This window comes from Tsukamurella sp. 1534 (assembly GCF_000312385.1).
GTDB lineage: Bacteria > Actinomycetota > Actinomycetes > Mycobacteriales > Mycobacteriaceae > Tsukamurella.
Genome location: NZ_HE997627.1, coordinates 546,639 through 570,741 on the forward strand (window position 1 = coordinate 546,639; position 24,103 = coordinate 570,741).

The following is a 24,103-nucleotide window of genomic DNA, read 5'->3' on the forward strand; positions in this document are numbered from 1 at the left end:
CGAGGGATCAGCCGTGGTCGAGGAGCTTGGCGGCGCCGTCCAGGCCCTCCGCTGTGCCGACGACCACGAGCACGTCGCCCGCGGTCAGGGTGAACGACGGGCCGGGTGAGGGGTGCACCTGGCCGGCGCGCATGACGGCGACGATGGAGACCTTGGTCCGGGTGCGCATCTGGGTCGCGCCCAGCGTGCGCCCGTCGTAGGGAGAGCCCTCGCCGATCGGCAGCTGGCGGGTGTTCACGCCGGGCACGTCCCGGTGCTCCTCCTGCAGCTGCGCGACGAGTTGCGGCGCGCCGAGGAGACTGCCGAGGACGGCGGCCTCCTCGTGCGACATCTGCACCTGGTCCCGGCAGGCGTCCGGGTCGCCCTGCTCGGAGACGATGAGGTCGACCCCGCCGTCGCGGCGCGTGATCACGCCGACCCGGCGCCCGTCGACCAGTTCGAAATCCTTGCGCACCCCGATCCCCGGCAGGGGTGTCACCTCCACGTTCACGTCCGCCACCGTAGACCTCCGCAGTGCCCCGTGCGGCCGAACCCGGAGGCATCGGAAACCGATTCGGACACCGGGCTTGACCTAAACCTATCTTGAGGTAATTCAATGGAGTCGTTCCAGAGACACGATCGACGCCAGGAGGCCACCATGTCCACCACCATCGACTCCGCCCGTACCGCTCCGGCGCGCCGGGGCATCACCCGCACGACCGCCGTCCTCGGCACCGTCGCCGTCGCGCTCGCGGCGAACCTGCTGCTGTGGCTGATCGGCCTCGCGGCGGGCGGCGACTTCACCATGACGGTCGAGGGAGCGCGGCAGTCCGTCGCCCCGGGCGGCGTCGTCCTCATGACGGTGGCGCCGCTCGCCGTCGGGATGACCGCCGCCGTGCTGCTCTCGCTCCTGTGGGCCCCGATCCTGCGGGTCGCCGCCGTGATCGGCGCGGTGGCCGCGCTCGGCACCATCGCCGGCACCGTGACCACCGATTTCGACGGTCCCTCCATGGTGACGCTGTCGCTCATGCACGTGGTCATCGCGGCGGTGCTGGTCACCGCCCTGGAGGCGCTGCTGCGCCGGGTGCGCTGAACGCGGCGCGAACGAGCGACCACCGGCACCGCCGGAGCGGATCCGCGCCCTCGCCCCCTCACCGGGCGAGGGTGCGGATCCAGTTCCTGGTGGCGGCCGGATCGATCACGTCGTCCAGCTCGAAGGTGGTGGCGGCGTGCATCGCCCGCCCCCGCTGGTAGGCCAGCGACAGCAACTGCTCGAACAGCTCGGCGCGCGCCGCCTCGTCGGCCGCCGCGGCGAGTTCCTTGCTGAACCCGAGCCGTACCGCGCCCTCCAGGCCCATGCCGCCGATCTCGCCCGTCGGCCAGGCCACCGTGAACTGGGGGGCGTGGAAGGAGCCGCCCGTCATCGCCATCGCGCCCAGCCCGTAGCCCTTCCGAAGGATGAACGCGCCCACCGGAACCGTGAGGCGCGCACCGAGCACGAACAGTCGCGAGAACCTGCGCACCGTTGCCTGCTCCTCGGCCTCGGGGCCCACCATGAAACCCGGTGTGTCGCAGAGCGAGACGATCGGGAGACCGTGCGCCTGGGCGAGTTCGAGGAAGTCGCCCAGCTTGTCGGCGGCTTCGGCGTCGATCGCGCCGCCCAAGTGCCGGGTGTCGTTGGCCACGAGGGCGTACGCGACGCCCTCCACCCGCACCAGGGCGGTGACGACGCCGGCGCCGTAGTCGCGGCGCAACTCGAGCACCGAGCCCTCGTCGGCGACGGAGGCGATCGCGGCCCGCACGTCGTACGCCCGCAGCCTGTTCTCCGGCACGACGTGCCGGGCGTCCCGGGGGTCCGGTGCGGTCCACTCCGCCACGGGGCCCTGGAAGTACGACAGGTACCGCACCGCGAGATCGACGGCCTGTTCCTCGTTCTCGGCCACCAGGTGCACGACGCCGTTGCGCCGCTGCACGTCGATCGGGCCGATCGCCTCGGGCGGGAAGTCGCCGAGGCCGCCGCCGGAGATCATGGCCGGCCCACCCATGCCGATGTTCGCGTCCGGGGTCGCGATCAGCACGTCGCACACGCCCGCCAGCGCGGCGTTGCCGGCGAAGCAGCGGCCGGAGACGACGGCCACGAGCGGCACCCGGCCGCGGAGCCCGCCGAGGGAGCGGAACGTCGAGACGTCCAGGCCCGCGACGATATCGAGGTCGGTGTCGCCGGGCCGGCCGCCGCCGCCCTCGGCGAACAGTACGACCGGCAGGTCGCGGCGGCTCGCCACGTCGATCATCCGGTCGGTCTTGGCGTGATTGCGCCAGCCCTGGGTGCCGGCCAGCACGGTGTAGTCGTAGGACATGACCAGCGCACGGGCGGCGTCGGGGCCGTGTTCGGCGGCGCCGATCGTGGCGACTCCGCCGACGATGCCGTCCGCGGGCGCGTTCGCGACCAGGTCGTCCTCGCTGCGACGGGCCCGCTGCGCGGGTAGTACGAGCGCGCCGTACTCCACGAAGCTGCCGGGATCCACCAGGCGGTCGATGTTCTCGCGGGCGGTGCGCCGCCCGCGGGAGTGGCGCTTGGCCACCACGTCCGGCCGCCCCTCGTCCAGCGTCACGCGATGCCGCTCCCGCACCTCGTCGAGGTCGGCGCGGGACCGGTCGGGGTCGAGTTCGACGGTGCTCGCGCCCGACGCCTCGTCGCCCAGGCTGCGGTACACCACCAGCGGCTCCCCCGCGGGCACCGTCCGGCCCACGGACACCAGCACGTCGACGACGTGCGCACCGGCGGGCAGCACCTGCTCGTGCTCCATCTTCATCGCCTCGACCACCACCAGCGGGGTGCCGGCCGGGACCTCCTCTCCGGGCGTCGCGACGGCGACCACGGTGCCCGTGAGCGGCGCCGAGAGCACCTCGCCGTCGGCGTCGATCACGGGCGCGGAGGTCGCGACCGTCTCGGGGGCGAGATCGGCGAGCCGACGCTCGAGATAACCGGTATCGACGGGGCCCGATCGGAATTCGGCGTCGGCGAGCACGGCGCGGAGGAAGCCGATGTTCGTTCCCGGCCCCTCGACCACGAACTCGCCGAGCGCGGCGTCCGCCTTGGTGTAAGCGCGTTCCAGCCCGGGAGCGCGGACGACGACCTTGGCCAGCAGCGAGTCGTACCGCGCGGACGTGGACAACCCGGGCAGGCCGAACGTGTCGACCCGCACACCGGGCCCGGTGGGCGGGGTGAACGCCGTGACGGTGCCCGCGGTGGGCAGGGTGCTGCCGTCGGCGGCGATCGTCTCGAGATTGACGCGGGCCTGGACCGCGGCGCCCGTCGCGGACGCGGGATCCCCGGCCGTCTCGCCGCCGCCGCTGCGGATCCCCGGCGCGAGGCCCAGTGTGTCGAGGCCGGCGCCCTCGGCGAGCGACAACTGCACGGCCACCAGGTCGAGCCCGGTCACCTCCTCGGTCACGGTGTGCTCCACCTGGATCCGCGGGTTGACCTCCAGGAACGCGGCCCGGTCCGGCCGGACGAGGAACTCGACGGTGGCGAGGCCGCGGTATCCCGCGTCGGCGCACAGCCGGGCGGCCGCGGCGTGCAGCTCGCGGCGCAGCCCGTCTGCGAGCGCTGGTGCGGGCGCCACCTCGATCAGCTTCTGGTTGCGCCGCTGCACGCTGCAGTCGCGGTCGCCCACGGCCTGTGCCGCCGCGCCGTCGCCCACGATCTGGACCTCGATGTGCCGGGCGCCGGTCACCAGCGCCTCGGCGAACACCCGTCCGTCGCCGAAGCCGAGCTCGGCCTCGGATACGCAGGCGCGGTAGGCGTTCTCGAGGTCCTGCTCGAACGCCGGTCCGGGGCGGACCGCGCGCAGGCCGCGCCCGCCGCCGCCCGCGACGGCCTTGATCATCACGCCGTCCGGCTGGGCGCGGGCGAACTCCCGCACGGCGTCGAGGTCCACGCCCCCGTCGGTGGCGGGCGCGACGGGGACCCCGGCCGCGACGGCGGCGGCGCGCGCCGAGGCCTTGTCGCCGAACGTCCGGAGCACCGCGGGCGAGGGGCCGACGAAGGTGATGCCCGCGTCGGCGCAGGCGGCCGCGAAACCGGGGTTCTCCGCGAGGAAGCCGTACCCGGGGTGGATCGCGTCCGCCCCGGATCGCGTTGCGGCGGTGAGGACGGCCTCCTGGTCGAGGTAGGCCGCCGGCCCGGAGCCCGGCAGCGCGACCGCGGCGTCGGCGGCCCCGACGTGCGGGGTCTCGGCATCGTCGGGCGCGTACACGGCGACCGTCGCGACGCCCAGCTCCCGGGCGGTCCGGATGACCCGCAGCGCGATCTCCCCGCGGTTGGCTATGAGCAGCTTCATCTAGTCCTCCGTCTCCCCCGCCGCGATGCCCGCGGCACGCTCGAACAGCTCTCCCTTGCGCACCTTGCCCGTCGCCGTCATGGGCAGTGCGTCGACGAGCTCGAACTCGGGAACCTTGTATCCGGCCATGTTCTCGCGCGCCCACGCCGTGAGCGCGGCGGGGTCCGCGTCGCCCACGGGGACGACGAACGCGAGCGGCACCTGCCCGCGGCGGGCGTCGGGCCGCGGCACCACCGAGACCGCCTCGACGTGCGGATGCAACTTGAGCAGTGCCTCCACCTCGGACGGGAACACGGACATGCCGTTGACCTTGATCATCTCCTTGGTCCGCGCCAGGTAGTGCAGTGCACCCCACTCGTCGAGCCGCCCCACGTCGCCGGTGTGCAGCCAGCCGTCGCGCAGCGTCTCCGCCGTGGCGTCGGGCCGCCCGTGGTACGCGGTGAGGATCGACTCGCTGCGCACCACGATCTCGCCGATGTCACCGACGGGGACCGGCGCACCGTCGGGATCCACGATCAGGACGTCCGTGCCGGGCACCGGGAGCCCGCAGAACACGGGGTCGGCGGAGAGGTCCCGGTCACCGTCCTGGAATCCCAGGGTGAACGTGTCGGCGGTGTGCGTCTCGGTCATGCCGTAGGAGGCCTCGCGGAGCACGGCGCCGGTCAGACCGCGCCAGCGCGAGCGCAGTTCGGGCGTCAACTTCAGGACGAAGGAGACGGCGAGGCTGTTGCGGAGCGAGCGCAGCCGCGTCCCGTCGAGCCCGGGCAGCTCCATCAGCTCGACGTAGTTGTCCACGGTCGCCACGGTGTCGGTGACGCCGTGGCGGGCGATGAGTTCCGCGGCGACCGCGGGATCCCATCGGGTCATGAGCACCACGGTCTGCCCGTGCAGCAGTGTCTTGAGGATGCCGAAATCCTCACCGGCGATCCAGAACACCGGCAGGAAGTTCAACGACACCGGCCCGGCGACGCCGGCGGCGGTGCCGCCGGAGTTGGCGATGGTCGCCGCCGTGTAGGCCATGTGCCGCTGGGTGTGCTCGCAGCCCTTGGGCAAGCCCGTCGTGCCGCCGGTGTAGTTGAGCGCCGCGAGCGCATCGGGATCCGAATCGCGGTGCGGCGCGGGCTCGGCGGACATGATCGACGCCCAGCCGCTGCGCGGGTCGGGATCGAGCGGGAACGGCGCCGCGACGGCCGGCGGCGCGATCAGCATGTCCCCCAGCGCCGTCGCGGCGACGGTGCGCACGCCGGTGCCGGGTAGCACGGTGTCCAGTAGATCGAGCAGGTCCGTCTGCGCGAGGACGACGGTGACCTGCGCATCCTCCAACTCGTGCCGCAGTTCGTAGCCCTTGAAGAGCGGGTTGATCGGCACGTGGACGGCGCCCGCCTTGAGGATGCCGAGCATCGCGACGGCGAACTGGGGGCAGTTGCCCAGGTACACCCCCACCCTGTCGCCGGGGCGCACGCCCTGGCCGAGGAGCCACCCGGCGAAGCGGTCCGAGAGGTCGTCGTACTCGGCGTAATCGACGGTGCGGCCGTAGAACTCGATGGCCGGGACGGCGGGCCGCTCCGCGGCCCAGTGCCGCAGGTGCTCGACGACCGCGGGAACCCCCGCGGGATAGCCGACGGTGCGCGGCACCTCGGCGGGCCAGTTGCGGGACTGCAGGTCCCGGATCTCCGCCGCGGCCGCGTCCAGGGCGGCGGCGCGGGCGGTGTCGGTGGTGGCATGCCCGGTCACGGGCGCCTCCTTCGTGGGGACGGGACCGGCCGGCCGGTTACAGGCCCACCAGTCGTTCGGTGATGCGGATCAGGTCCGCGATGAACTGTTCGCGCTCGTCGTCCGTTCCGCGGGCGACGCGCTTGGCGCCGTGATGGATGGCGTCGTTGAGCACCTGGACGAGGCGATCCGGTGGGGCGCACATGTCCACGGTGCCGGGAGGCGTCTCGGCGAGGTAGCGGGCGTACCGGCGGTGGGTGCGGCGGCTCACCCGCCCCCACCGCTCGGCCACGTCCTCACGCACGCCGGCCAGGGAGTCGAACAGGGCCACCAGCCCGCCGTGCGTGAACACCGCGTCGGCGTAGGCCCGGGTGGTCGCGGCGATGACCTCGGAGACGGGCAGGTCCTCGATGCCGTCGAGGAACTGCGCCGCCTCCAGGTCGTCCGCCACCCTGTCGATCAGGGCGAGCAGCACCTCGTCCTTGGAGCGGAAGTAGGCGTAGAAGGTGGGCCGAGAGGTGCCCGCCCGCGCCGCGATGAGCTCGACCGTCGTGGCGGTGTAGCCCAGGTCGTCGAGCACCTCGCCCGCCGCGTGCACCAACTCTGCGCGCCGGGCGCCGCCGGTGTCCTTCCGGGAGGCCCGGGCCCGCTCCTGCGTCTCACTGGTCGTCACGCTCACGAGTCTGCTCGGCTCCGCTCATCCCTTCAAGGCGGCCGGCGGTTACGCCGCGGCCGCGATCCCGGGAACGGCGTTCGGATCCTCGCGGACGGCCTTCGGATTGGTCTCCGTGAGGAAGTACGCGCTGAGGAAGGTGATCACCGCCATCGCGCCCAGGTACACCGACACCCCCGTGGTGGAGGCGGTCTCCGCGATGATCCACGTCATGATGAGCGGGGCGACGCCGGAGACCCCGACCGCGGCCAGCTGGTACGCCATCGAGGCCCCGGAGTAGCGGACGCGCGGCTCGAACAGCTCGGCCATGAACGAGGCCAGCGGGCCGTACGTGAGGGCCTGGCCGATGCTGCTGACCAGCATCGCGATCACCAGCAGCGCGGCGTTCGTGGTGTTGGCCAGGAGGAAGAACGGGAAGGCCCACGCCACGAGCACCGCGGCGCCGACGAGGATCAGGGGACGGCGCCCCACCCTGTCCGACACCGCCCCCGCGGCCAGGATGACGAGCGGCATGAGGATCGACGTGAAGAGGACGCACATGAGGATCGTGTTGCTGCTCATGCCCAGGCCGCCGTCGGCGGGCTTCTTGCTCCCGTAGCTGACGAATCCGGCGATGGAGACGTAGAACGCGGAGTTGGTGCCGGCCAGCAGGCCCGCCCCGAGCACGATCTTGCGCCAATGCTTGCGGAGCGCCTCGGAGAGCGGCGCCTGGGCCACCTGCGCCTTGCCGCGGTTCTTCTCGGCGATCTCCTTCTGCAGCGCCAGGAACTCCGGCGAATCCTCCACCTTGTGATGGATGTACATCACCACGGGGACGAGCGCGGCGCTCGCCCAGAACGGCACGCGCCAGCCCCAGCTGAGGAAGTCGGCGTCGGAGAGGGCCGCGTTCATCACGATCATCATCACGTTCCCCATCACCAGGCCGAGGGGAACACCCATCTGGCCGAACGTGCCCGCGAAACCCCGGCGCTTCGGACCGGCCGATTCGGTGAGCAGCAGGACGACGCCGCCCCACTGGCCACCGCAGGCCAGGCCCTGGACGAACCGCAGGATCACCAGCAGGATCGGCGCGGCGGACCCGATGACCGCGGCGCTCGGCAGGCAGCCGATGAGGAAGGTGGCCACACCCATCGCGGTGAGGCACCAGATCAGCATCGGCTTGCGGCCGATCTTGTCGCCGTAGTGCCCGGCCAGGATCCCTCCGAGCGGCCGCGCGATGAAGCCGACGGCGAAGGTGCTGAACGCGAGCAGGGTGCCGATGAGCGGCGAGACGTTCGGGAAGAACACCTTGTCGAACACGAGGGCCGCCGCGGTGCCGTAGACGAAGAAGTCGTACCACTCGATCGAGCTGCCGATGAGGCCGGCCGTGAGCAGTTTGGCGTGGGAGCGCTTCTTCTCCGCGGCGTCGGCGGCGCCGATTTCGCCGGTCTGTGTCATGTGATCGCCTTCCGATGTGTGTGACCCCCGACACAGATCATGATTGACGTTGACGTTCATGTCAACGGAATCGGCGAAATTCCTAAGCAATCGCTTATCGCAAATGACCTGCGCGAACGACCTCGGCCCCGCCGCTCGATGAGCGGCGGGGCCGACAGGACGGCGATGTCAGCGGGCGGCGCGCAACTCCCGCTTGAGGATCTTCCCGGTGGCTCCCTTGGGCAGCTCCGCGAGCAGATGGAACGCCCGCGGGTACTTGTACGCCGCCAGCCGGTCCCGGGCGTACGCGGTGAGGTCCTCGGTGGTGGCCGCCGCGCCCTCCCGGAGAACGACGAACGCCTCCACCTCCTCGCCCAGCCGCTCGTCCGGCCGGCCGACGACGGCCGCCTCGACGACGTCGGGGTGGGCGTAGAGCACCTCCTCGATCTCGCGCGGGTACACGTTGTAGCCGCCGCGGATCACCAGGTCCTTGAGCCGGTCGACGATGAAGAAGTAGCCGTCCTCGTCCCGGTAGCCGAGGTCGCCCGTATGCAGCCACCCGTCGCGCAGGGCCTCCGCGGTGGCCTCGGGCCGCTTGTAGTAGCCCTTCATCACGTTGTGTCCGCGCACGAGCACCTCGCCGACGTTGTCCTCCCCCGGCGGCAGGTGCCTGCCGTCGGTGTCCACGACGGCCATCTGCACGCCCCAGATCGGCTTCCCGATGGAGAGCACCTTGCGTTGCTCGGCGCTGATGTTGAAGCTCGCGGTGCTCGCCGTCTCCGACAGGCCGTAGCCCTCGAGGACCGCGACGCCGCCGAACGCCTCCTCGAATCCGCGGAGCACCTCCCCGGGGATCGACGCACCGCCCGAAACCGCGGCGCGCAGCGCGGACAGGTCGCGGCCGCCCGGACCCGCTGCGAGGAGCGCGACGTACATCGTGGGAACGCCGGAGAGCACCGTGACCCGTCGCCGCTCCATCACGTCGAGTACCGCCTGGGCCTCGAAACGCGGTACGAGCGCGACGGATCCGCCGTACCGCACCGCGGCGTTGAGCACGCTGGAGAGGCCGAACACGTGGAACAGGGGAAGCGCGCCCAGGGCCACGTCGCTCGCCGTCATCCCGAACAGCTGCGGCGCGACGGTGCAGTTCATGTACAGCTCGAAGTGCGTGAGCTCCGCCCCCTTGGGCCGGCCGGTGGTTCCCGACGTGTAGAGCAGCACCGCGGTGTCGTCCGACGAGGTCGCGTGGATCTCCCCCGAATCGGGGTGCACCAGCAGGTCCGCGAACGGCGCCGCGCCGTTCGGCGCCGGACCGGCACCGAGCGGAACCACGAGCACGTCGGCGACCCCGGCCTCCACCGCGCCCGCCAGCGCGGCCTCGGCGGACACGTCCGAGGTGATGAGGACCCGGGCGTCGCTGTCGCCCAGGTGGTACGCCACCTCCCGGGCGGTGAACAGGGGGTTCAGCGGAACCATGGTCAGGCCCGCCTTGAGGATGCCGAAGTACGCGAGCACGAACTCGGGCAGGTTCGGCAGTTGGACCGCGACGGCGTCGCCGGGGGTCAGGCCGCGGGCGAGCAGCGACGCCGCCACCCGGCCCGACGCCTCGTCGACCTCGCGGTAGCCGAGCGTCCGGTCCCCCGCGAACAACACCGGGGATTCCGGTGTCGCGAGCGCCGATTCGCGCAGCATGATGGCCAGATTGAAGGACACGTCTCCCCTATTCCCCCGCGAGGACCCGCCGCGGCACGTCCATGAGCATGGTGTCGATCTGTTCCTGCGTCACGCCCCGCTCCAGCAGATACGGGAAGACGTCGTCGAAGACGTGCGTGTAGTGCCACTGCGGCAGGCTGGCCATGACGTTCGGGTCGATCCAGTCGATGAAGCAGGACGCGTCCTGCGAGAGCACGATCTGCTCGGTATACCCGCGGCGGACCATCTCGATGAGGGTGTCGTTGCGCGCCTCGAACGTGGTCTCCAGGTTGATGCCGAACCGGTCGAAGCCGAGTGTGAACCCCGCCTCCGCGAGCGTGGTGAGGTACACGATGTCGGTCGAGTCCCCGCTGTGCCCCATCACCACCTTCCGCGGGTCGACCCCCTCCTCGTCGCAGAGCACCTTCTTGACCAGCAGCCCGGTCTCCGACCCCGGATGCGTGTGCACGGTGATCGGCACGCCGGTGGCCTGGTGGGCCCGGGCCACCGCCCGCATGACGCGCTCGACGCCCTCCGTGAGCCCGTGACGGTCGATGGCGCACTTGAGCATTCCGGCCTTCACGCCCGTGTCGGCGATCCCCTCGCGGATGTCGCGGACGAACATGTCGACCATCGGCTCGGGGAAGTCGATCCCGGTGAGCGCCTTGAGCGCCGGTCCGCGGTAGTCGAAGAACCGCGGCACGTCCCGGTACGTGTAGATGCCGGTGCCCGCCACGATGTTGATCGGCGTCTTCTCCGCGATCCGCTGGATCCGCGGGATGTACCGGCCGAGCCCGACGACCGTGGGATCGACGATGGTCCGGACGCCGGCGTCGTAGGCCACCTGCAACTTCTCGATCGCGTCCGCGATGCGGGCGTCCTCGTCGCCGAAGGACTCCGGATAGTTCTGCTGCACGTCCGGCGTGAGCACGAAGATGTGCTCGTGCATCAGCGTGACGCCCAGGTCGGCGGCGTCGACATCCCCTGTCACCGTGTTGATTCGACTCATTCTAGTGCTCCTGACGGATCCTTTGTGACTGGTCAGGCCGGGAGGTCGACCAGGTCTGCGAGGGCGGCGCGGTGCCGCCCGGGGGACCCGAGACCGATCTGATCGGCCTTGGCCCGCTTGAGATACAGGTGCGCGGGGTGCTCCCACGTCATCCCGATACCGCCGTGCAGTTGCACCGCCTCCTCGGCGGCGCGCACGGCGAGGTCCGAGCAGTAGGCGGCGGCCACGGCGGTCGCGATCACCGCCTCCGGGTCCTCGGGTCCCAACGCGGCCACGGTGACGACGGCCGAGCGGGCCGCGGCCGCGGCGGATTCCGCATCGGCGTACAGCTCGGCCAAGCGGTGCTTGAGCGCCTGGAAACCGCCCACCACGCGCCCGAACTGCTTGCGCTGCTTGAGGTAGTCGACGGTGGCGGAGACACACCAGCGCGCCAGGCCCGCCTGTTCGCAGGCGAGCAGCGCCGCGCCCGTGAGCAGGCCGGCGCGCACCGCGGGCACCGCACCGTCGGCGAGACGGACGGCGGGCCCGCCGGCGAACGTCACATCGGCCACCTGCCGGGTCATGTCCAGCGAGGAGACGGGTTCCACGGTGACGCCGGCCGCCTCCACGGAGTACAGCGCACCGTCGTCGCCGGGGACCAGGAACACGTCGGTCCCGATCGCGCCGGCCACGGACCGGACGGTGCCCGACGGCGCACCGTCGACGACCGGGACCGTGGGCACGGCGCCGTGCGGGTCGGTGGAGAAGGGGACCACGAGCACCGCGGTCCGCTCCCCCGAGGCCAGCGCCGAGGCGGTCTCGCGCGCGCCGGCGGCGAGCGCGGTGACCGCGGCGATCCCCGCGGACGTGAGGAACGTGCTCGCGGCACAGGCGGATCCGAGCTCCTCCGCCACCGTCCCGGCCACCCCGGCGCCGGCTCCCGCGCCGTCCAGCTCCTCGGGGACGAGGAGCCCGGCGACGCCCATCTCTGCGAGTTCGGCGTCGACCCCCGGGGCGTCGGCGCCGTCGTACGCGGCGGTGAGCCCCTGCGGGGTCACCCGCCGCTCGAGCAGGTCCCGCACGGCGGCGCGCAGGTCCTCCTCGACGTCGGTGGGCAGCAGCTGGGGTGCGAAGGTCACTTGGGCACGTCCTTCCACGGCAGGTCCTTGTCGACCCGGTGTTCCGGCGGGAGACCGAGCACACGCTCGGCCACGATGTTCTTGAGGATCTCCGAGGTACCGCCCTCGATGGAGTTGCCCTTGGCGCGCAGGTACCGGTATCCCGCGTCGCGGCCGTAGAAGTCGACCCGATCCGGACGGACCATGGCCCAATCCCCGTACCGCAGGCCGTCTTCGGCGAGCAGCTCCAACTCGAGTCCGGACAGCTTCTGGTTGAGCCGGGCGAACGCCAGCTTCATCGCCGCACCCTCGGGCCCCGGCTGACCGGACGCCAGCTTCTGGCCGAGCCGCTGCGCGGTGACCCTGGCGACCTCGCTGTCCACCCATAGGCGGAGCAGGTCGTCGTGCAGGGCGGGCGTGCGCAGCTCCGGCTGCTCCCGCCACGTCCGTGCGACGACGCCGATCATGCCGTCCTCGCGTTCCGACGCGCGGCCGCCGATGGCCACGCGCTCGTTGTTGAGCGTCGCGTTCGCCACCTGCCAGCCCTGGCCCACCTCGCCGAGGCGATGCGCGTCCGGGATCCGCACGCCGGTCAGGAAGACCTCGTTGAACTCGGCCTCGCCGGTGATCTGGCGCAGCGGCCGCACCTCGATGCCGGGATCGCTCATATCGCACAGGAAGTACGTCAGGCCACGGTGTTTCGGCTGGTCCGGGTCGGTACGGGCGACGAGGATCGCCCACTGCGCGTTGTGCGCACCGGACGTCCACACCTTCTGCCCCGTGACGATCCAGTCGTCCCCGTCGCGCACCGCGCGGGTGGCGAGTCCGGCGAGGTCGGAGCCGGCGCCGGGCTCGCTGAACAGCTGGCACCAGATCTCCTCGCCCGTCCACAGCGGCCGCAGGAAGCGGTCGATCTGCTGTTCGGTGCCGAAGGAGAGGATCGTGGGCGCCGCCATTCCGAGGCCGATGCCGTTGACGTGGCTCCGGTTGTCCGGCGCGCCGGCCGCGGCGAACCGCGCGTCGACCGCCTGCTGCAGGGAGCGGGTAAGACCGAGCCCACCACGTCCCTCCGGGTACGCCACCCACGCGAGACCCGCGTCGTACCGGGCGCGGAGGAACTCGAGCGGATCCGTCGCGGCGGGCGGGTTCTCGGCGAGGAACGCGTCGACCCTCCGCTCGAGGTCCTCCGCCGCGGTCACTGCGCGCCCCGGGCCGCCGCCCGCTTCTTCAGTTCCGCACGGGCGAGCGAGTTCTTGTGCACCTCGTCGGGACCGTCGGCGAATCGGAGCGTGCGGATGCCGGCGTACGCCTCGGCGAGCGGGAAGTCCTGCGAGAGGCCGCCCGCGCCGTGCGCCTGGATCGCCTTGTCCAGGATCCACTGCACCGTCTGCGGCGTCGCGATCTTGATGGCCTGGATCTCGGTGTGCGCGCCGCGGTTGCCGACGGTGTCCATGAGCCACGCCGTCTTCAGCGTCAGCAGGCGCAGCTGCTCGAGCTTCACGCGCGACTCGGCGATCCAGTCCCGGATCACGCCCTGCTCCGACAACGGCTTGCCGAAGGCGGTGCGGCCCGAGACGCGGTCGCACATCAGCTCGATCGCGCGCTCGGCGACGCCGATCGACCGCATGCAGTGGTGGATGCGGCCGGGCCCGAGGCGCGCCTGCGCGACGGCGAACCCCTCGCCCTCGCCGGCGATCAGGTTGCTCGCGGGCACCCGGACGTCGGTGAACCGCATCTCCGCGTGGCCGCCGTGGCTGTGGTCGTCGTAGCCGAAGACCTCCATGCCGCGCAGCACCTCGAGGCCCGGGGTGTCACGGGGGACGAGGATCTGCGACTGCTGACGGTGCCGCTCGGCGTCGGGCGCGGTCTTGCCCATGACGATGAAGATCTTGCAGTTGGGGTTCATCGCGCCGGTGATCCACCACTTACGGCCGTTGATCACGTAGTCGTCGCCGTCGCGGACGATCGACAGCCCGATGTTGGTGGCGTCGGAGCTCGCCACGTCGGGCTCGGTCATCGCGAAGGCGGAGCGGATCTCGCCGTTCAGCAGCGGCGTCAGCCACTGCTCCTTCTGGGCGTCGGTGCCGAACTCGTTGAGCACCTCCATGTTCCCCGTGTCGGGCGCCGCACAGTTGAACACCGCGGGGGCCAGGTGCAGGCTGCGGCCGGTGATCTCGGCGAGCGGCGCGTACTGCAGGTTGGTCAGGCCCGCGCCCTTGTCGCCGGGGAGGAAGAAGTTCCAGAACCCGCGCGCGCGAGCCTCGGCGCGCAGTTCCTGCAGCACCGGGACGCTGTCCCAGGCCCAGCGGTCGTCGAGCTCACCCAGTTGCCGGTGGAAGGTCTCCTCCGCCGGGTACACGTGGCTGTCCATGAAGGCGCCGACCTCGGCGATCAGCTCCCGGGTCTTGTCGTCGTACGCGAATTCCATGTCTCAGTTCTCCTTCAGTGCGGAAAGGCCCGCATCGAGCAGTGGGTTGACGGCTTCGCCCGCCTCGGCGAAGCCCGCGCCCACCGTTTGGCCGTTCACGTAGCGGTAGTGGATGCCCTCGACGATGCCGGCGAGCTTGAAGCAGGAGAGGGCGATGTAGAAGCCGACGTCGCTGACGTCGCGGTCCGAGCCGGCGGCGTACCGGGCGATGATCTCCTGCTCGGTGAGGTAGCCGGGTGCCTCCGTCACGTCGCTGACGGTGGAGGCGGAGACCTTCGCAAGGCGGCCGTAGACCACCATGAGGGCGAGGTCGGTGAGCGAATCGCCGATCGTCGCCAGCTCCCAGTCGACGACGGCGCCCATCCGGTCCTGCGGGTCGACGAGCACGTTGTCGAGCCGGTAGTCGCCGTGCACGATGCCCGGCGCGGCGTCCGCGGGGACGCGCGCCTCGAGGGCCGAGTACAGCTCGTCGACCTTGGGCAGGTCGCGCGTGTGCGCGGCGGCGAACTGCTTGCGCCAGCGCTGCACCTGGCGGCCCAGGAAGCCCTCGGGCCGGCCGTAATCGGCGAGGCCCACGCTCGCGGGATCCACCTGGTGCAGCTCGACCAGCGTGTCCACGAGCCGCTCGGAGATGCCGCGGGTGCGCTCGGCGCCGAGCTCCTCGAGCTGCGCCGCGCGGCGGTACGGGACTCCGTCGATCTCGCTCATGATGTAGAACGGTGCGCCGAGCACCTCGGTGTCGTCGCAGAAGGCGTACATCTGCGGGACGGGTACGGCGGTGCCCCACAGCGCCGACATCATGGTGTACTCGCGGCCCATGTCGTGTGCCGTCGCCAGCAGTTTCCCGACCGGCGGGCGGCGCAGGATCCACGACGACGTGCCGTCCGAGATCCGGTAGGTGAGATTGGATTTCCCGCCGGCGATGAGCTCGGCGGACAGGTCGGCCCCCGCCCCGTCCACGTGCTGCGGCAGCCAGCTGCCGAGCACGCCGAGGTCGAGGCCGGGGTGCTGCTCCGTCATCAGAACACCACCACCGAGACGGTCTCGGCCACACACGCCGGCCGGTCGCCGCCCTCCCGCTCGATCGTCACCTTGGCCACGACCTGCTGGCCGCCGCCACCGGGCTCGACCGAGACGAGCTCGACTCCGGCCCGCACGCGCGATCCGACCGGGACGGGCGACGGGAAGCGAACCTTGTTGCAGCCGTAGTTCACGCCCATCTTCGTGCCCTCGACGGTGTAGATCTGCCACACCAGCATCGGGATCAGCGACAGGGTGAGGTAGCCGTGGGCGATGGTCGTGCCGAACGGTCCGGCTTTCGCCTTCTCGGGGTTGACGTGGATCCACTGGTGATCGCCGGTCGCCTCCGCGAACATGTCGATGCGCTTCTGGTCGACCTCCACCCAGTCGCTGTAACCGAGGTGCTCGCCGACGGCGCCACGCAGCTCGTCGAGTCCGTTGAGTACCCGCATGATCGCCTCCCCTAGTCCTTCGGCCCGCCGGCCACGTAGACGACCTGGCCCGAGACGAATCCGGCTCCCTCGCTGGCGAAGAAGCTCGCGGTGTGCGCGATGTCGGCCGGCCGGCCGACCCGCTGCACCGGGATCTCCTTGGCGGCGGCGGCCTTGAAGTCCTCGAAGGAGACCCCGATGCGCTCCGCGGTCGCGGCGGTCATGTCGGTGGCGATGAAGCCCGGGGCGATCGCGTTCGCGGTGACGCCGAACTTGCCGAGCTCGAACGCGAGGGTCTTGGTGAAGCCCTGCATGCCGGCCTTGGCGGCGGAGTAATTGGCCTGGCCGCGGTTGCCGAGCGCCGACGTCGAGGACAGGTTGACGATGCGGCCCCACCCCTCCTTGGTCTGGTACTTCTGCACCTCGCGCGACATCAGGAAGGCGCCGCGCAGGTGCACGGCCATCACCGTGTCCCAGTCGGAGAGGCTCATCTTGAACAGCAGGTTGTCGCGCAGTACGCCCGCGTTGTTGACCAGGATGGTGGGCGGGCCCAGCTCCTCGGCGACGCGGGTCACCGCAGCGGTCACCTTCTCCTCGTCGGACACGTCGACGGCCACGCCGATCGCCTGGCCGCCCGCGGCGACGATCTCCTGGGCGACCGCCGCGCAGGCGGCCTCGTCGAGGTCGAGCACGGCGACCCGGTGTCCGTCGGCCGCGAACCGGCGGGCCACTTCGGCACCGATGCCGCGGGCGGCGCCGGTCACGATGGCGGTGCGTTGGGAGGTCATGCGTTCTCCTTCTTCGGGGTGGCTTCGGGTGAAGCTCGGGTGGTGTCCGGCGTGAGGGCCGGGATGAGGGCGGCGAGTGCCGCGCGAGTGGTCGCGGCGTCGGTGTGGTGCACGCCCTGCATGCCCACGGCCTCCGCCCCGTCGATGTTGGGGACCGCGTCGTCGACGAACGCGGCACGCTCCGGCGGGACGCCGAGGGCGCCGAGCGCGAGGTGGAAGATGGCGGAATCCGGTTTCCGGAGACCCACCTCCTCGGAGATGATCACGGGATCGAACAGCGCGCCCAGCCGGTCCCGCTGGTACAGGTTTCCGCCGCCCCAGCTGTTGGAGATGAGCGCGACCGCGACGCCGGCGGCGCGCAGGTCCTCGGCGAGGCGCCACATCTCCGGGTCCTCGGTGACGCGCGCGAACATCCGCCGCAGCACGCCGTCCGGGTCCACCGGTGCGCCGCTGCGAGTGCGGAGCGCCGCCGCGAACTCCGCGTCGAACGCCTCCTCCGGCAGCTCACCCGTCTCGAGGAGGTGGATGGGGCTGCCGGGCTCGGCGTTCCGGCCGAGCCAGGCCCGGAGGGTCCGGGTGAAGCTGTCGGGCTCGATGTCCTCGTCCGCGATCCAGGCGTTGATGCTGTCCCGCATCGGCAGGGTGAGCACCCCGCCGTAGTCGAACAGCACCGCGTCCACGGAAGGCGCTGCTGCGGTCATCTTTCCGCCTGGTACACGACGCGGCCCACGGTGGTCCCGTCGCCGAGGCGCTGCAGTCCGTCGGCGACCTCGTCGAACCCTAGCCGCTCGCTGACCAGAGGGGCCACCAGGCCCCGGTCCGCGAGGACGGTCAGGTCGTCGTGGCACGCGCGCACGGCCGCCGGGTCGAAGCGGTTGTACAGGCCCCAGTGCAGGCCGACGATCGAGTAGTTCTTGATCAGGGCGTGGTTGAGCGCCACCTCCTGGATGGTCCCGCCGGCGAAGCCGACGACCAGGATGCGCCCCTCGAACGCGATGCACTTGGTGGAGCGCGCGTAGGTCTCGCCGCCGACCGGGTCGTAGACCACGTCGGCCCCGCGACCTCCGGTCTCGGCCTTGACCACGTCGACGAAGTCCTCGGAGCGGCGGTCGACCACGACGTCGGCGCCCAGCGCGCGAGCCACCTCGGCCTTCTCCGGGCCGCCCACCACGCCGATCACCGTGGCCCCGGCCGCCTTGCCCAGCTGGATCGCGGCGCTGCCCACGCCGCCGGCCGCGGCGTGCACGAGCAGGGTCTCGCCGGCCCTGAGCCCCGCGCGGCGGTGCAGCCCGAACCAGCCGGTCTGGTAGCCGATGAACAACGACGAGGCCTGCCCGTCGTCGAGCGACGCGGGCGCCGGGAAGGTCTCGGCCGCGTTCATCACCGCGTACTCGGCGAACCCGCCGTGCGGCAGCGCAGCACCGCCGAGCACCCGGTCGCCGACGGCGAATCCCTCGACGCCCTCGCCGAGGGTGACGATCTCACCGCACAGCTCGACGCCCGGGGTGAACGGCAGTTCGGGCTTGATCTGATAGTGCCCCCGGCACATGAGCACGTCGGGGAAGTTGGCCGCCGTGGCGAGTGTGCGCACGGTGACCTGGCCGGGCCCGGGGGTGGGCACGTCGAGTTCGACCGCCTCCAGCACCGCCGAGGGCTCACCCAGCTCGGATACGCGCCACGCCCTCATCGGCCCTCCTTCGCCTCGACCTGCTGCTGGATCCGGTTCATCCCGGCGAGCCACTTGTCGGGCACGGCGGCGCGCGCCTTGTAGTAGTCACCCACCTCGGGGTGAGGGAGGATGAGAATCTCGTCGCCGGCGAGCGCGGCGATCGCGCTGTCGGCGACCTGCTCCGGGGTGAGCGCGGTGTCGTGCGAGAGCACCTCCTTGAGCGGGCCGGAGTCGTCGAGCATCCGGGTCTGCACGCCCTGCGGGCAGATGGCCTGCACCACGACGCCCTGATGCCGGTAGGTGGCGGAGAGCCACTCGGCGAACGCCACTGCGCCGTGTTTGGTCACCGAGTACGCGGGGGCGCCCAGCATGGTGAGCAGGCCCGCCGCGGAGGCGGTGACCACGTAGCGGCCGGCGCCCTTCGCGACCCAGTCCGGGACCAGCAGCCGCGCCGCGCGCACGTGCGCCATGACGTTGACCTGCCAGCACAGGTCCCAGTCGCCCTCAGCGGCGTCGAGCCCGCGGCCGCGGTCCACACCGGCGTTGCCGTACCAGGCGTCGATCGCGCCGAGGTGGCCTTTGGCGGCGTCCACGAGGGCGGCCACGCCGTCCTCGGACGCGGCGTCGCCGGCGACGCCGAACGCCGTGCCGCCGGCGGCGGTGATCGCGTCGACGGTGCCGGCCACGCCGTCCGCGTTGAGGTCGGCGACCACGACGCGGGCCCCCTTGGCCGCCAACGCCTTCGCGAGCGCGGCACCGATGCCGCCCGCCGCTCCGGTGACGACGACTCCGCTTCCGTCAGGATCGAAGGCGCTCATGGGATTAGACACCTCCCATGAGCAGCACGCCGCCGTCGACGGTGAGCGTCTGGCCGGTCATCCAGCCCGCGTCGTCGGACAGCAGGAACGCCACGACGGACGCGATGTCCTCGGGGACGCCGAGCCGCTTGAGCGGGTAGTTCGCCGACACCTCCTCCTCGCGCCCCTCGTACAGGGCGGTGGCGAACTTGGTCTTGACCACCGCGGGCGCCACCGCGTTGATCCGGATGTCCGGGCCCAGCTCGACGGCCAGTTCCTCGGTGAGGTGGATGACCGCGGACTTGGACACCCCGTAGAAGGCGATGCCCGGCGCGGGCCGGATCCCGGCCACCGATGCGACGTTGACGATGGCGCCGCCGTGCTCCTTCTGCCATGCGGCGTTGACCTTCTGCACCCAGGAGAGCATGGAGATCACGTTGACCTCCATGATCTTGCGGGCGGCGTCGGCCTTGAGGTCCATGAGCGGGCCGTAGACGGGGTTGATGCCCGTGTTGTTGACGAAGTAGTCGGCGCCGCCGAAGGTCTCGACGGCCTTGGCGATGACCTCGTCCTGATGGTCGAGGTCGTCGCCGGCGCCGGCCACGGCGAGCGCCACGTCCGGACCGCCCAGCTCGGCGACCGCGGCGTCGAGCGCCTCCTGCTTGCGCGCGGTGATCACGACCTTGGCGCCGTCCGCGACGAGCCGCTGGGCGATGCCGAAGCCGATGCCCCGGCTGGCACCGGTGACGATCGCCGTCTTTCCTTCGAATCGTGTGGTCATCAGCTGAGCCTTTCAATGATCATCGCCATGCCCTGGCCCCCGCCCACGCACATCGTCTCGAGGCCGAACTGCTTGTCGTGCCAGGCGAGGGAGTTGATGAGCGTGCTGGTGATGCGGGCACCGGTCATGCCGAAGGGGTGGCCGACGGCGATGGCGCCGCCGTTGACGTTGACCCGCTCGGGGTCGATTCCCAGGTCACGGATCGAGGGGACCACCTGCGCGGCGAACGCCTCGTTGACCTCCATCAGGTCGATGTCGCCGATGGACATGCCCGCACGCGCGAGCGCCTGCTTCGACGCCTCCACGGGGCCGAGGCCCATGATCTCGGGCGAGAGCCCGGTGACCCCGGTGGACACGATCCGCGCGAGCGGCGTGAGGCCGAGCTCGCGAGCCCTGGTGTCCGACATGACGACCACGGCCGCGGCCCCGTCGTTGAGGGGGCAGCAGTTGCCGGCGGTGACGGTGCCGTCTGGCCGGAACACGGGCTTGAGCCCGCTCACGGCCTCGTAGGTGACGCCCGCACGGGGGCCGTCGTCGGTGGAGACGACGGTGCCGTCTGCCAGCGTGACGGGGGTGATGTCCTTCGCCCAGAACCCGGAGGCGACGGCGGCCTCGGCGCGGTTCTGGCTGCGCACGCCCCACTCGTCCTGGTCCTGCCGGCTGACGTTCTTCACCTGCGCGACGTTCTCGGCGGTCTGGCCCATCGCGATGTACACGTCGGGGAGGGAACCGGATTCGCGCGGGTCGACCCACGTCCTGCCGCCCTCGGCGAACGAGGCGGTGCGCGCCTCGGCGTCGGCGAACAGCGGGTTCTTGGTGTCCGGCAGACCGTCGGCGTTGCCCTTGACGTACCGGCTGACGGTCTCGACGCCCCCGGAGAGGAACACGTCGCCCTCGCCGGCCTTGATGGCGTGGAAGGCCATGCGGGTGGTCTGCAGGCTGGAACTGCAGTAGCGGTTGACGGTGACGCCGGGCAGGTGGTCGAAACCGGCCTCGACGGCGACGGCGCGGGCGATGTTGAAGCCGGACTCGCCCGCGGGCTGGCCGCAGCCGAACATGATGTCGTCGATGTCGCGCGGATCGAGCTGCGGCACCTGTGCCAGCGCGGCGCGGACCATCTGCACCGACAGGTCGTCCGGGCGGACGTCCTTGAGCGATCCCTTACCCGCACGCCCGATCGGCGAACGGGCTGTGGCGACGATGACGGCTTCGGGCATGTGCGTCCTCCTGAAACAATGGCTACAATCCTGACTAAGCGCTCGCTTAGCGATCAGGTAGCCTCCACTGTGCCCCACTGAGAGCGGATCGTCAATCGAGTGCTCGATGTGGTTTGCATCACAATAAGCACCTACCGCCGCGTACGGTGGACGAAGCCGAAAAGGACCGCCAATGACCGACGCCGACACGCCGTCCCGTGCGGACGCGACCCGCGCACGCCTCCTCGCCGCGGCGACGGAGTCCTTCGCGGAGCGGGGTTTTCACGGCACCACCACCCGCGACATCGCGGCCGCCGCCGGCATGAGCCCGGCCGCGGTCTACGTGCACTACAAGTCGAAAGAACAGTTGCTCTATCAACTTTCGTACACCGGGCATCAACTGATCATCGACCTCATCGACTCCGTCGACGATCCCGATCAGTCCCCGGCGGAGCGGCTGCGCGCCGTCCTGTACGCGTTCGCCAGCCATCACGCCGCACAGCACACCAGCGCACGCGTGGTGAACTACGAGCTCGAGGCGATGACCGAGGAGCACCGCGCCGAGGTGGGCGAGCAGCGCCGCGAGATCACCCGGCGGATCCGGGACATCGTCGACGCCGGCGTCGCGGACGGCTCGTTCGACACCGACGACCCACGGCTCGCCACCACCGCGGTGCTGTCGAGCGGGATCGACGTGGCGCGCTGGTACCACGACGGGGGCGACATCACCCCCGAGACCATCGGCACCTACTACGCCGAGCTGGCGCTGCGCACCGTCGGCGCCGCGCTGCGCCCCTGACTCCCCCGCACCACCGAGTCCCGACCCGATCACCGACCCCCATCACCGACGAAGGAGAAACACCATGCGCCGCACCGTCTACACCTCCGATCACGACGCCTTCCGCGAGACCCTCCGGGCGTTCATCGAATCGGAGGTCGTGCCGCACTACGACGAGTGGTACGAGAAGGGCATCGTGCCCAAGGACTTCTACCTCAAGCTCGGCGAGCTGGGCGTGTTCGGCATCGAGGTCCCCGAGGAGTACGGCGGGGCGGGCATCGAATCGTTCAAGTACCAGGCCGTGATCAGCGAGGAACTGGCGCGGGCCGGGGTCTCCTTCGGCGGCTCCAGCGTGCACATCGCGCTATGCCTGCCGTACCTGACGAGCCTCGGCACCGATGAGCAGAAGCAGCGCTGGCTCCCCGGGATGGCAACGGGCGAAACGATGTTCGCGATCGCCATGACCGAGCCCGGCACGGGGTCCGACCTGGCGGGCATGAAGACCACCGCCAAGCTCTCCGAGGACGGCAGCCACTACGTGCTCAACGGCGCGAAGACCTTCATCACCGGCGGCGTCAACGCCGACCGCGTGATCGTGTGCGCGCGCACCGCATCGCAGAAGGAGGACGACCGCCGGTTCGGCATCTCCCTGTTCGTCGTCGACACCACGCTCCCCGGGTACGCCGTGGGCCGCAAGCTGGACAAGATCGGCCTGAAGACCTCGGACACCGCCGAGCTCTCGTTCACCGACGTACAGGTGCCCGCCGAGGACCTCCTCGGCGAGGAGAACAAGGGCTTCTCCTACCTCGGCAACAACCTGCCCCAGGAGCGGCTGTCGATCGCCGTGGGCGCGTACGCGCAGGCATCCGCCGCGGTGCGGTTCGCCCAGTCCTACACCGGGGACCGCACCATCTTCGGCAAGTCCGTGGCGTCGTTCCAGAACACCAAGTTCGAGCTCGCGGCGTGCAAGGCGAAGGTGGACGCGATGGAGTCCAGCGTGGACCGCGGCCTGGAGCTGCACGATGCGGGCGAGCTCACCGCGGCGGACGCCGCGTCGCTCAAGCTCTTCTGCACCGAGGCCGCGTCCGACGTGATCGACCGCTGCCTGCAGCTGCACGGAGGGTACGGCTACATCACCGAGTACCCGATCGCCCGGCTGTACGCGGACAACCGCGTGAACCGGATCTACGGCGGCACCTCCGAGGTGATGCGCTCCATCATCGCCAAGGACATGGGCCTCTAGCCGAACCCCACGCCCCGGGGGCGCCGCTCCCGGTACCCGCGCGCCGCGACCGCTGCCACACTGATCACATGGATCTGCTGATCACCGCGGTCGCGGTCGCGGTGTTCTGCGCGGCGGGGTGGAACGTACGGCGCGGCGGTCCGGGCGCCGACCGGACGCTGGCGCTCGCCCGGTACGCCCGCGCATGGTTGCGGGCCTGCCCGGTGGCCTCACTCATGTGGCTCATCGTGTGCGCCAACGCGATCATGCTGATCGGGCTCCCCGACCGGCTGGCGACCGAGGTGCTCCGGGTGCACAGCACCAACCTGGGCCAGTTCGCCGCGCGCCCATTGCAGTCGCTCATCACCTCGGCACTGTGGATCGAGCCGATCGACATCGTGTTCGCGACGCTGATGACGCTGCTCGTCCTCGGCCCGGCCGAGCGGTGGCTCGGGCACGTCGGAATGCCCGCGGTCTACTTCGCCGGGAGCGCCACGGCGTCGTTGGTCTCGGTGCTGTCCGCGAACCGGCTCCTGGCCCACGGAGTCATCACCGACGACCTGGATCTGCAGGGCATGGTCGACGTGGGCGTCAGCTACGGGAGCCTGTGCGTTGCCGGCCTGCTCGTGTACCGGATCCCGCCGTGGAGGTGGCGGATCGCGGCGATGATCGCGCTTCCCGTCCTGGTGAACGTCACGATGCCGTTCTTCGGGCTCTACGCGACCCTCGGGCACCTGCGCGCCGTGATCCTCGGATACCTGCTGTGGCCCGTGACCCGGATCCCGGCGGTACGCAGGCGGGCCACGACGTGGAGATGGCGCTTCCGTCCGGCCGAATCGGCGGCGTCGCCGGCGCCGGATAAGTAACCTCAGCGCATGGCTACTTTACGATGCCCACTCTGCGGCGGTGAACAGTTCCAGCGGGAGTCGTCCCGGCAGGACTCCCGCTGGGGGTTCACCAGTCACCGCATGACTCTGATGATCTGCGCGAACTGCCGGTACGTCCTGCACTTCTACGACAACCACTCCATCTTCGACTTCGACTGAGCGACACCCGTCGCCGCCCACCGGC

Annotated in this window: 23 protein-coding genes; 5 read left to right on the plus strand and 18 right to left on the minus strand. The window is 71.1% G+C overall.

All coding sequences use genetic code 11. The features are described from left to right. Positions 1 to 7: 7 nt before the first annotated feature. Entirely contained in the window at positions 8 to 490 is a 483-nt protein-coding gene (locus tag BN39_RS15035; protein ID WP_040768438.1) for a cation:proton antiporter regulatory subunit, read from the minus strand. Between the two features lie 147 nt (positions 491 to 637). Here BN39_RS15035 and BN39_RS15040 point away from each other — a divergent pair, with 147 nt between their 5' ends. Beyond that, a complete protein-coding gene (locus BN39_RS15040) occupies positions 638 to 1,072 on the plus strand; it encodes a DUF6069 family protein (protein WP_019203251.1) in 435 nt (144 codons plus the stop codon). 58 nt (positions 1,073 to 1,130) lie between these two features. On the opposite strand, the gene BN39_RS15045 is transcribed toward BN39_RS15040, so the two are convergent. From BN39_RS15045 to BN39_RS15125, 17 genes are all read right to left on the minus strand, one after another. Next, positions 1,131 to 4,322, minus strand: a complete 3,192-nt coding sequence (locus tag BN39_RS15045) for a carboxyl transferase domain-containing protein (protein ID WP_019203252.1) — start codon at positions 4,320 to 4,322, stop codon at positions 1,131 to 1,133. Beyond that, positions 4,323 to 6,056: an AMP-binding protein gene (locus BN39_RS15050; protein ID WP_019203253.1), complete on the minus strand. Its 1,734-nt coding sequence runs from the start codon at positions 6,054 to 6,056 to the stop codon at positions 4,323 to 4,325. Positions 6,057 to 6,093: 37 nt separating this feature from the next. Continuing rightward, entirely contained in the window at positions 6,094 to 6,708 is a 615-nt protein-coding gene (locus tag BN39_RS15055) for a TetR/AcrR family transcriptional regulator (RefSeq protein WP_019203254.1), read from the minus strand. A gap of 48 nt (positions 6,709 to 6,756) precedes the next feature. Beyond that, on the minus strand, positions 6,757 to 8,145 hold the full coding sequence (locus tag BN39_RS15060; RefSeq protein WP_019203255.1) for an MFS transporter: 1,389 nt from the start codon (positions 8,143 to 8,145) through the stop codon (positions 6,757 to 6,759). Positions 8,146 to 8,313: 168 nt separating this feature from the next. Beyond that, positions 8,314 to 9,837 (minus strand): long-chain fatty acid--CoA ligase, encoded by a 1,524-nt coding sequence (locus tag BN39_RS15065; RefSeq protein ID WP_019203256.1) that lies wholly within the window; start codon positions 9,835 to 9,837, stop codon positions 8,314 to 8,316. Positions 9,838 to 9,844: 7 nt separating this feature from the next. Then, the gene (locus BN39_RS15070; RefSeq protein ID WP_019203257.1) at positions 9,845 to 10,825 is read right to left on the minus strand and encodes a phosphotriesterase; all 981 of its coding nucleotides are present in this window, start codon (positions 10,823 to 10,825) and stop codon (positions 9,845 to 9,847) included. A 32-nt stretch (positions 10,826 to 10,857) separates the two neighbouring features. Beyond that, positions 10,858 to 11,943, minus strand: coding sequence for an acyl-CoA dehydrogenase family protein (locus BN39_RS15075; protein ID WP_019203258.1), 1,086 nt, complete (start codon positions 11,941 to 11,943; stop codon positions 10,858 to 10,860). Then, a complete protein-coding gene (locus tag BN39_RS15080) occupies positions 11,940 to 13,121 on the minus strand; it encodes an acyl-CoA dehydrogenase family protein (protein WP_019203259.1) in 1,182 nt (393 codons plus the stop codon). Before BN39_RS15080 ends, BN39_RS15075 begins: the two co-directional genes overlap by 4 nt. Beyond that, positions 13,118 to 14,350, minus strand: a complete 1,233-nt coding sequence (locus tag BN39_RS15085) for an acyl-CoA dehydrogenase family protein (RefSeq protein WP_019203260.1) — start codon at positions 14,348 to 14,350, stop codon at positions 13,118 to 13,120. Before BN39_RS15085 ends, BN39_RS15080 begins: the two co-directional genes overlap by 4 nt. A gap of 3 nt (positions 14,351 to 14,353) precedes the next feature. Next, on the minus strand, positions 14,354 to 15,370 hold the full coding sequence (locus BN39_RS15090; RefSeq protein ID WP_019203261.1) for a phosphotransferase family protein: 1,017 nt from the start codon (positions 15,368 to 15,370) through the stop codon (positions 14,354 to 14,356). Beyond that, positions 15,370 to 15,822, minus strand: a complete 453-nt coding sequence (locus tag BN39_RS15095; RefSeq protein ID WP_019203262.1) for a MaoC family dehydratase — start codon at positions 15,820 to 15,822, stop codon at positions 15,370 to 15,372. Before BN39_RS15095 ends, BN39_RS15090 begins: the two co-directional genes overlap by 1 nt. Before the next feature lie 11 nt (positions 15,823 to 15,833). Continuing rightward, a complete protein-coding gene (gene fabG / locus BN39_RS15100; protein ID WP_019203263.1) occupies positions 15,834 to 16,589 on the minus strand; it encodes a 3-oxoacyl-ACP reductase FabG in 756 nt (251 codons plus the stop codon). Next, on the minus strand, positions 16,586 to 17,290 hold the full coding sequence (locus BN39_RS15105; RefSeq protein ID WP_040768054.1) for an HAD family phosphatase: 705 nt from the start codon (positions 17,288 to 17,290) through the stop codon (positions 16,586 to 16,588). The genes fabG and BN39_RS15105 overlap by 4 nt, the downstream gene beginning before the upstream one ends. After that, on the minus strand, positions 17,287 to 18,276 hold the full coding sequence (locus tag BN39_RS15110) for an NADPH:quinone oxidoreductase family protein (protein WP_019203265.1): 990 nt from the start codon (positions 18,274 to 18,276) through the stop codon (positions 17,287 to 17,289). Before BN39_RS15110 ends, BN39_RS15105 begins: the two co-directional genes overlap by 4 nt. After that, complete coding sequence (locus BN39_RS15115; RefSeq protein ID WP_019203266.1) at positions 18,273 to 19,076, minus strand: SDR family oxidoreductase; 804 nt, start codon at positions 19,074 to 19,076, stop codon at positions 18,273 to 18,275. The genes BN39_RS15110 and BN39_RS15115 overlap by 4 nt, the downstream gene beginning before the upstream one ends. Positions 19,077 to 19,080: 4 nt before the next feature. After that, the gene (locus BN39_RS15120) at positions 19,081 to 19,836 is read right to left on the minus strand and encodes an SDR family oxidoreductase (RefSeq protein WP_019203267.1); all 756 of its coding nucleotides are present in this window, start codon (positions 19,834 to 19,836) and stop codon (positions 19,081 to 19,083) included. After that, a complete protein-coding gene (locus BN39_RS15125; protein WP_019203268.1) occupies positions 19,836 to 21,053 on the minus strand; it encodes an acetyl-CoA C-acetyltransferase in 1,218 nt (405 codons plus the stop codon). The genes BN39_RS15120 and BN39_RS15125 overlap by 1 nt, the downstream gene beginning before the upstream one ends. A 172-nt stretch (positions 21,054 to 21,225) precedes the next feature. On the opposite strand from BN39_RS15125, the gene BN39_RS15130 reads away from it, so the two are divergent. From BN39_RS15130 to BN39_RS23700, 4 genes are all read left to right on the plus strand, one after another. Further along, positions 21,226 to 21,831 (plus strand): TetR/AcrR family transcriptional regulator, encoded by a 606-nt coding sequence (locus tag BN39_RS15130; RefSeq protein WP_019203269.1) that lies wholly within the window; start codon positions 21,226 to 21,228, stop codon positions 21,829 to 21,831. Positions 21,832 to 21,895: 64 nt separating this feature from the next. Beyond that, positions 21,896 to 23,053, plus strand: a complete 1,158-nt coding sequence (locus BN39_RS15135) for an acyl-CoA dehydrogenase family protein (protein WP_019203270.1) — start codon at positions 21,896 to 21,898, stop codon at positions 23,051 to 23,053. 68 nt (positions 23,054 to 23,121) lie between these two features. Beyond that, the gene (locus BN39_RS15140) at positions 23,122 to 23,898 is read left to right on the plus strand and encodes a rhomboid-like protein (protein WP_019203271.1); all 777 of its coding nucleotides are present in this window, start codon (positions 23,122 to 23,124) and stop codon (positions 23,896 to 23,898) included. 9 nt (positions 23,899 to 23,907) lie between these two features. Continuing rightward, positions 23,908 to 24,078: a hypothetical protein gene (locus BN39_RS23700; protein WP_019203272.1), complete on the plus strand. Its 171-nt coding sequence runs from the start codon at positions 23,908 to 23,910 to the stop codon at positions 24,076 to 24,078. Positions 24,079 to 24,103: the final 25 nt, after the last annotated feature.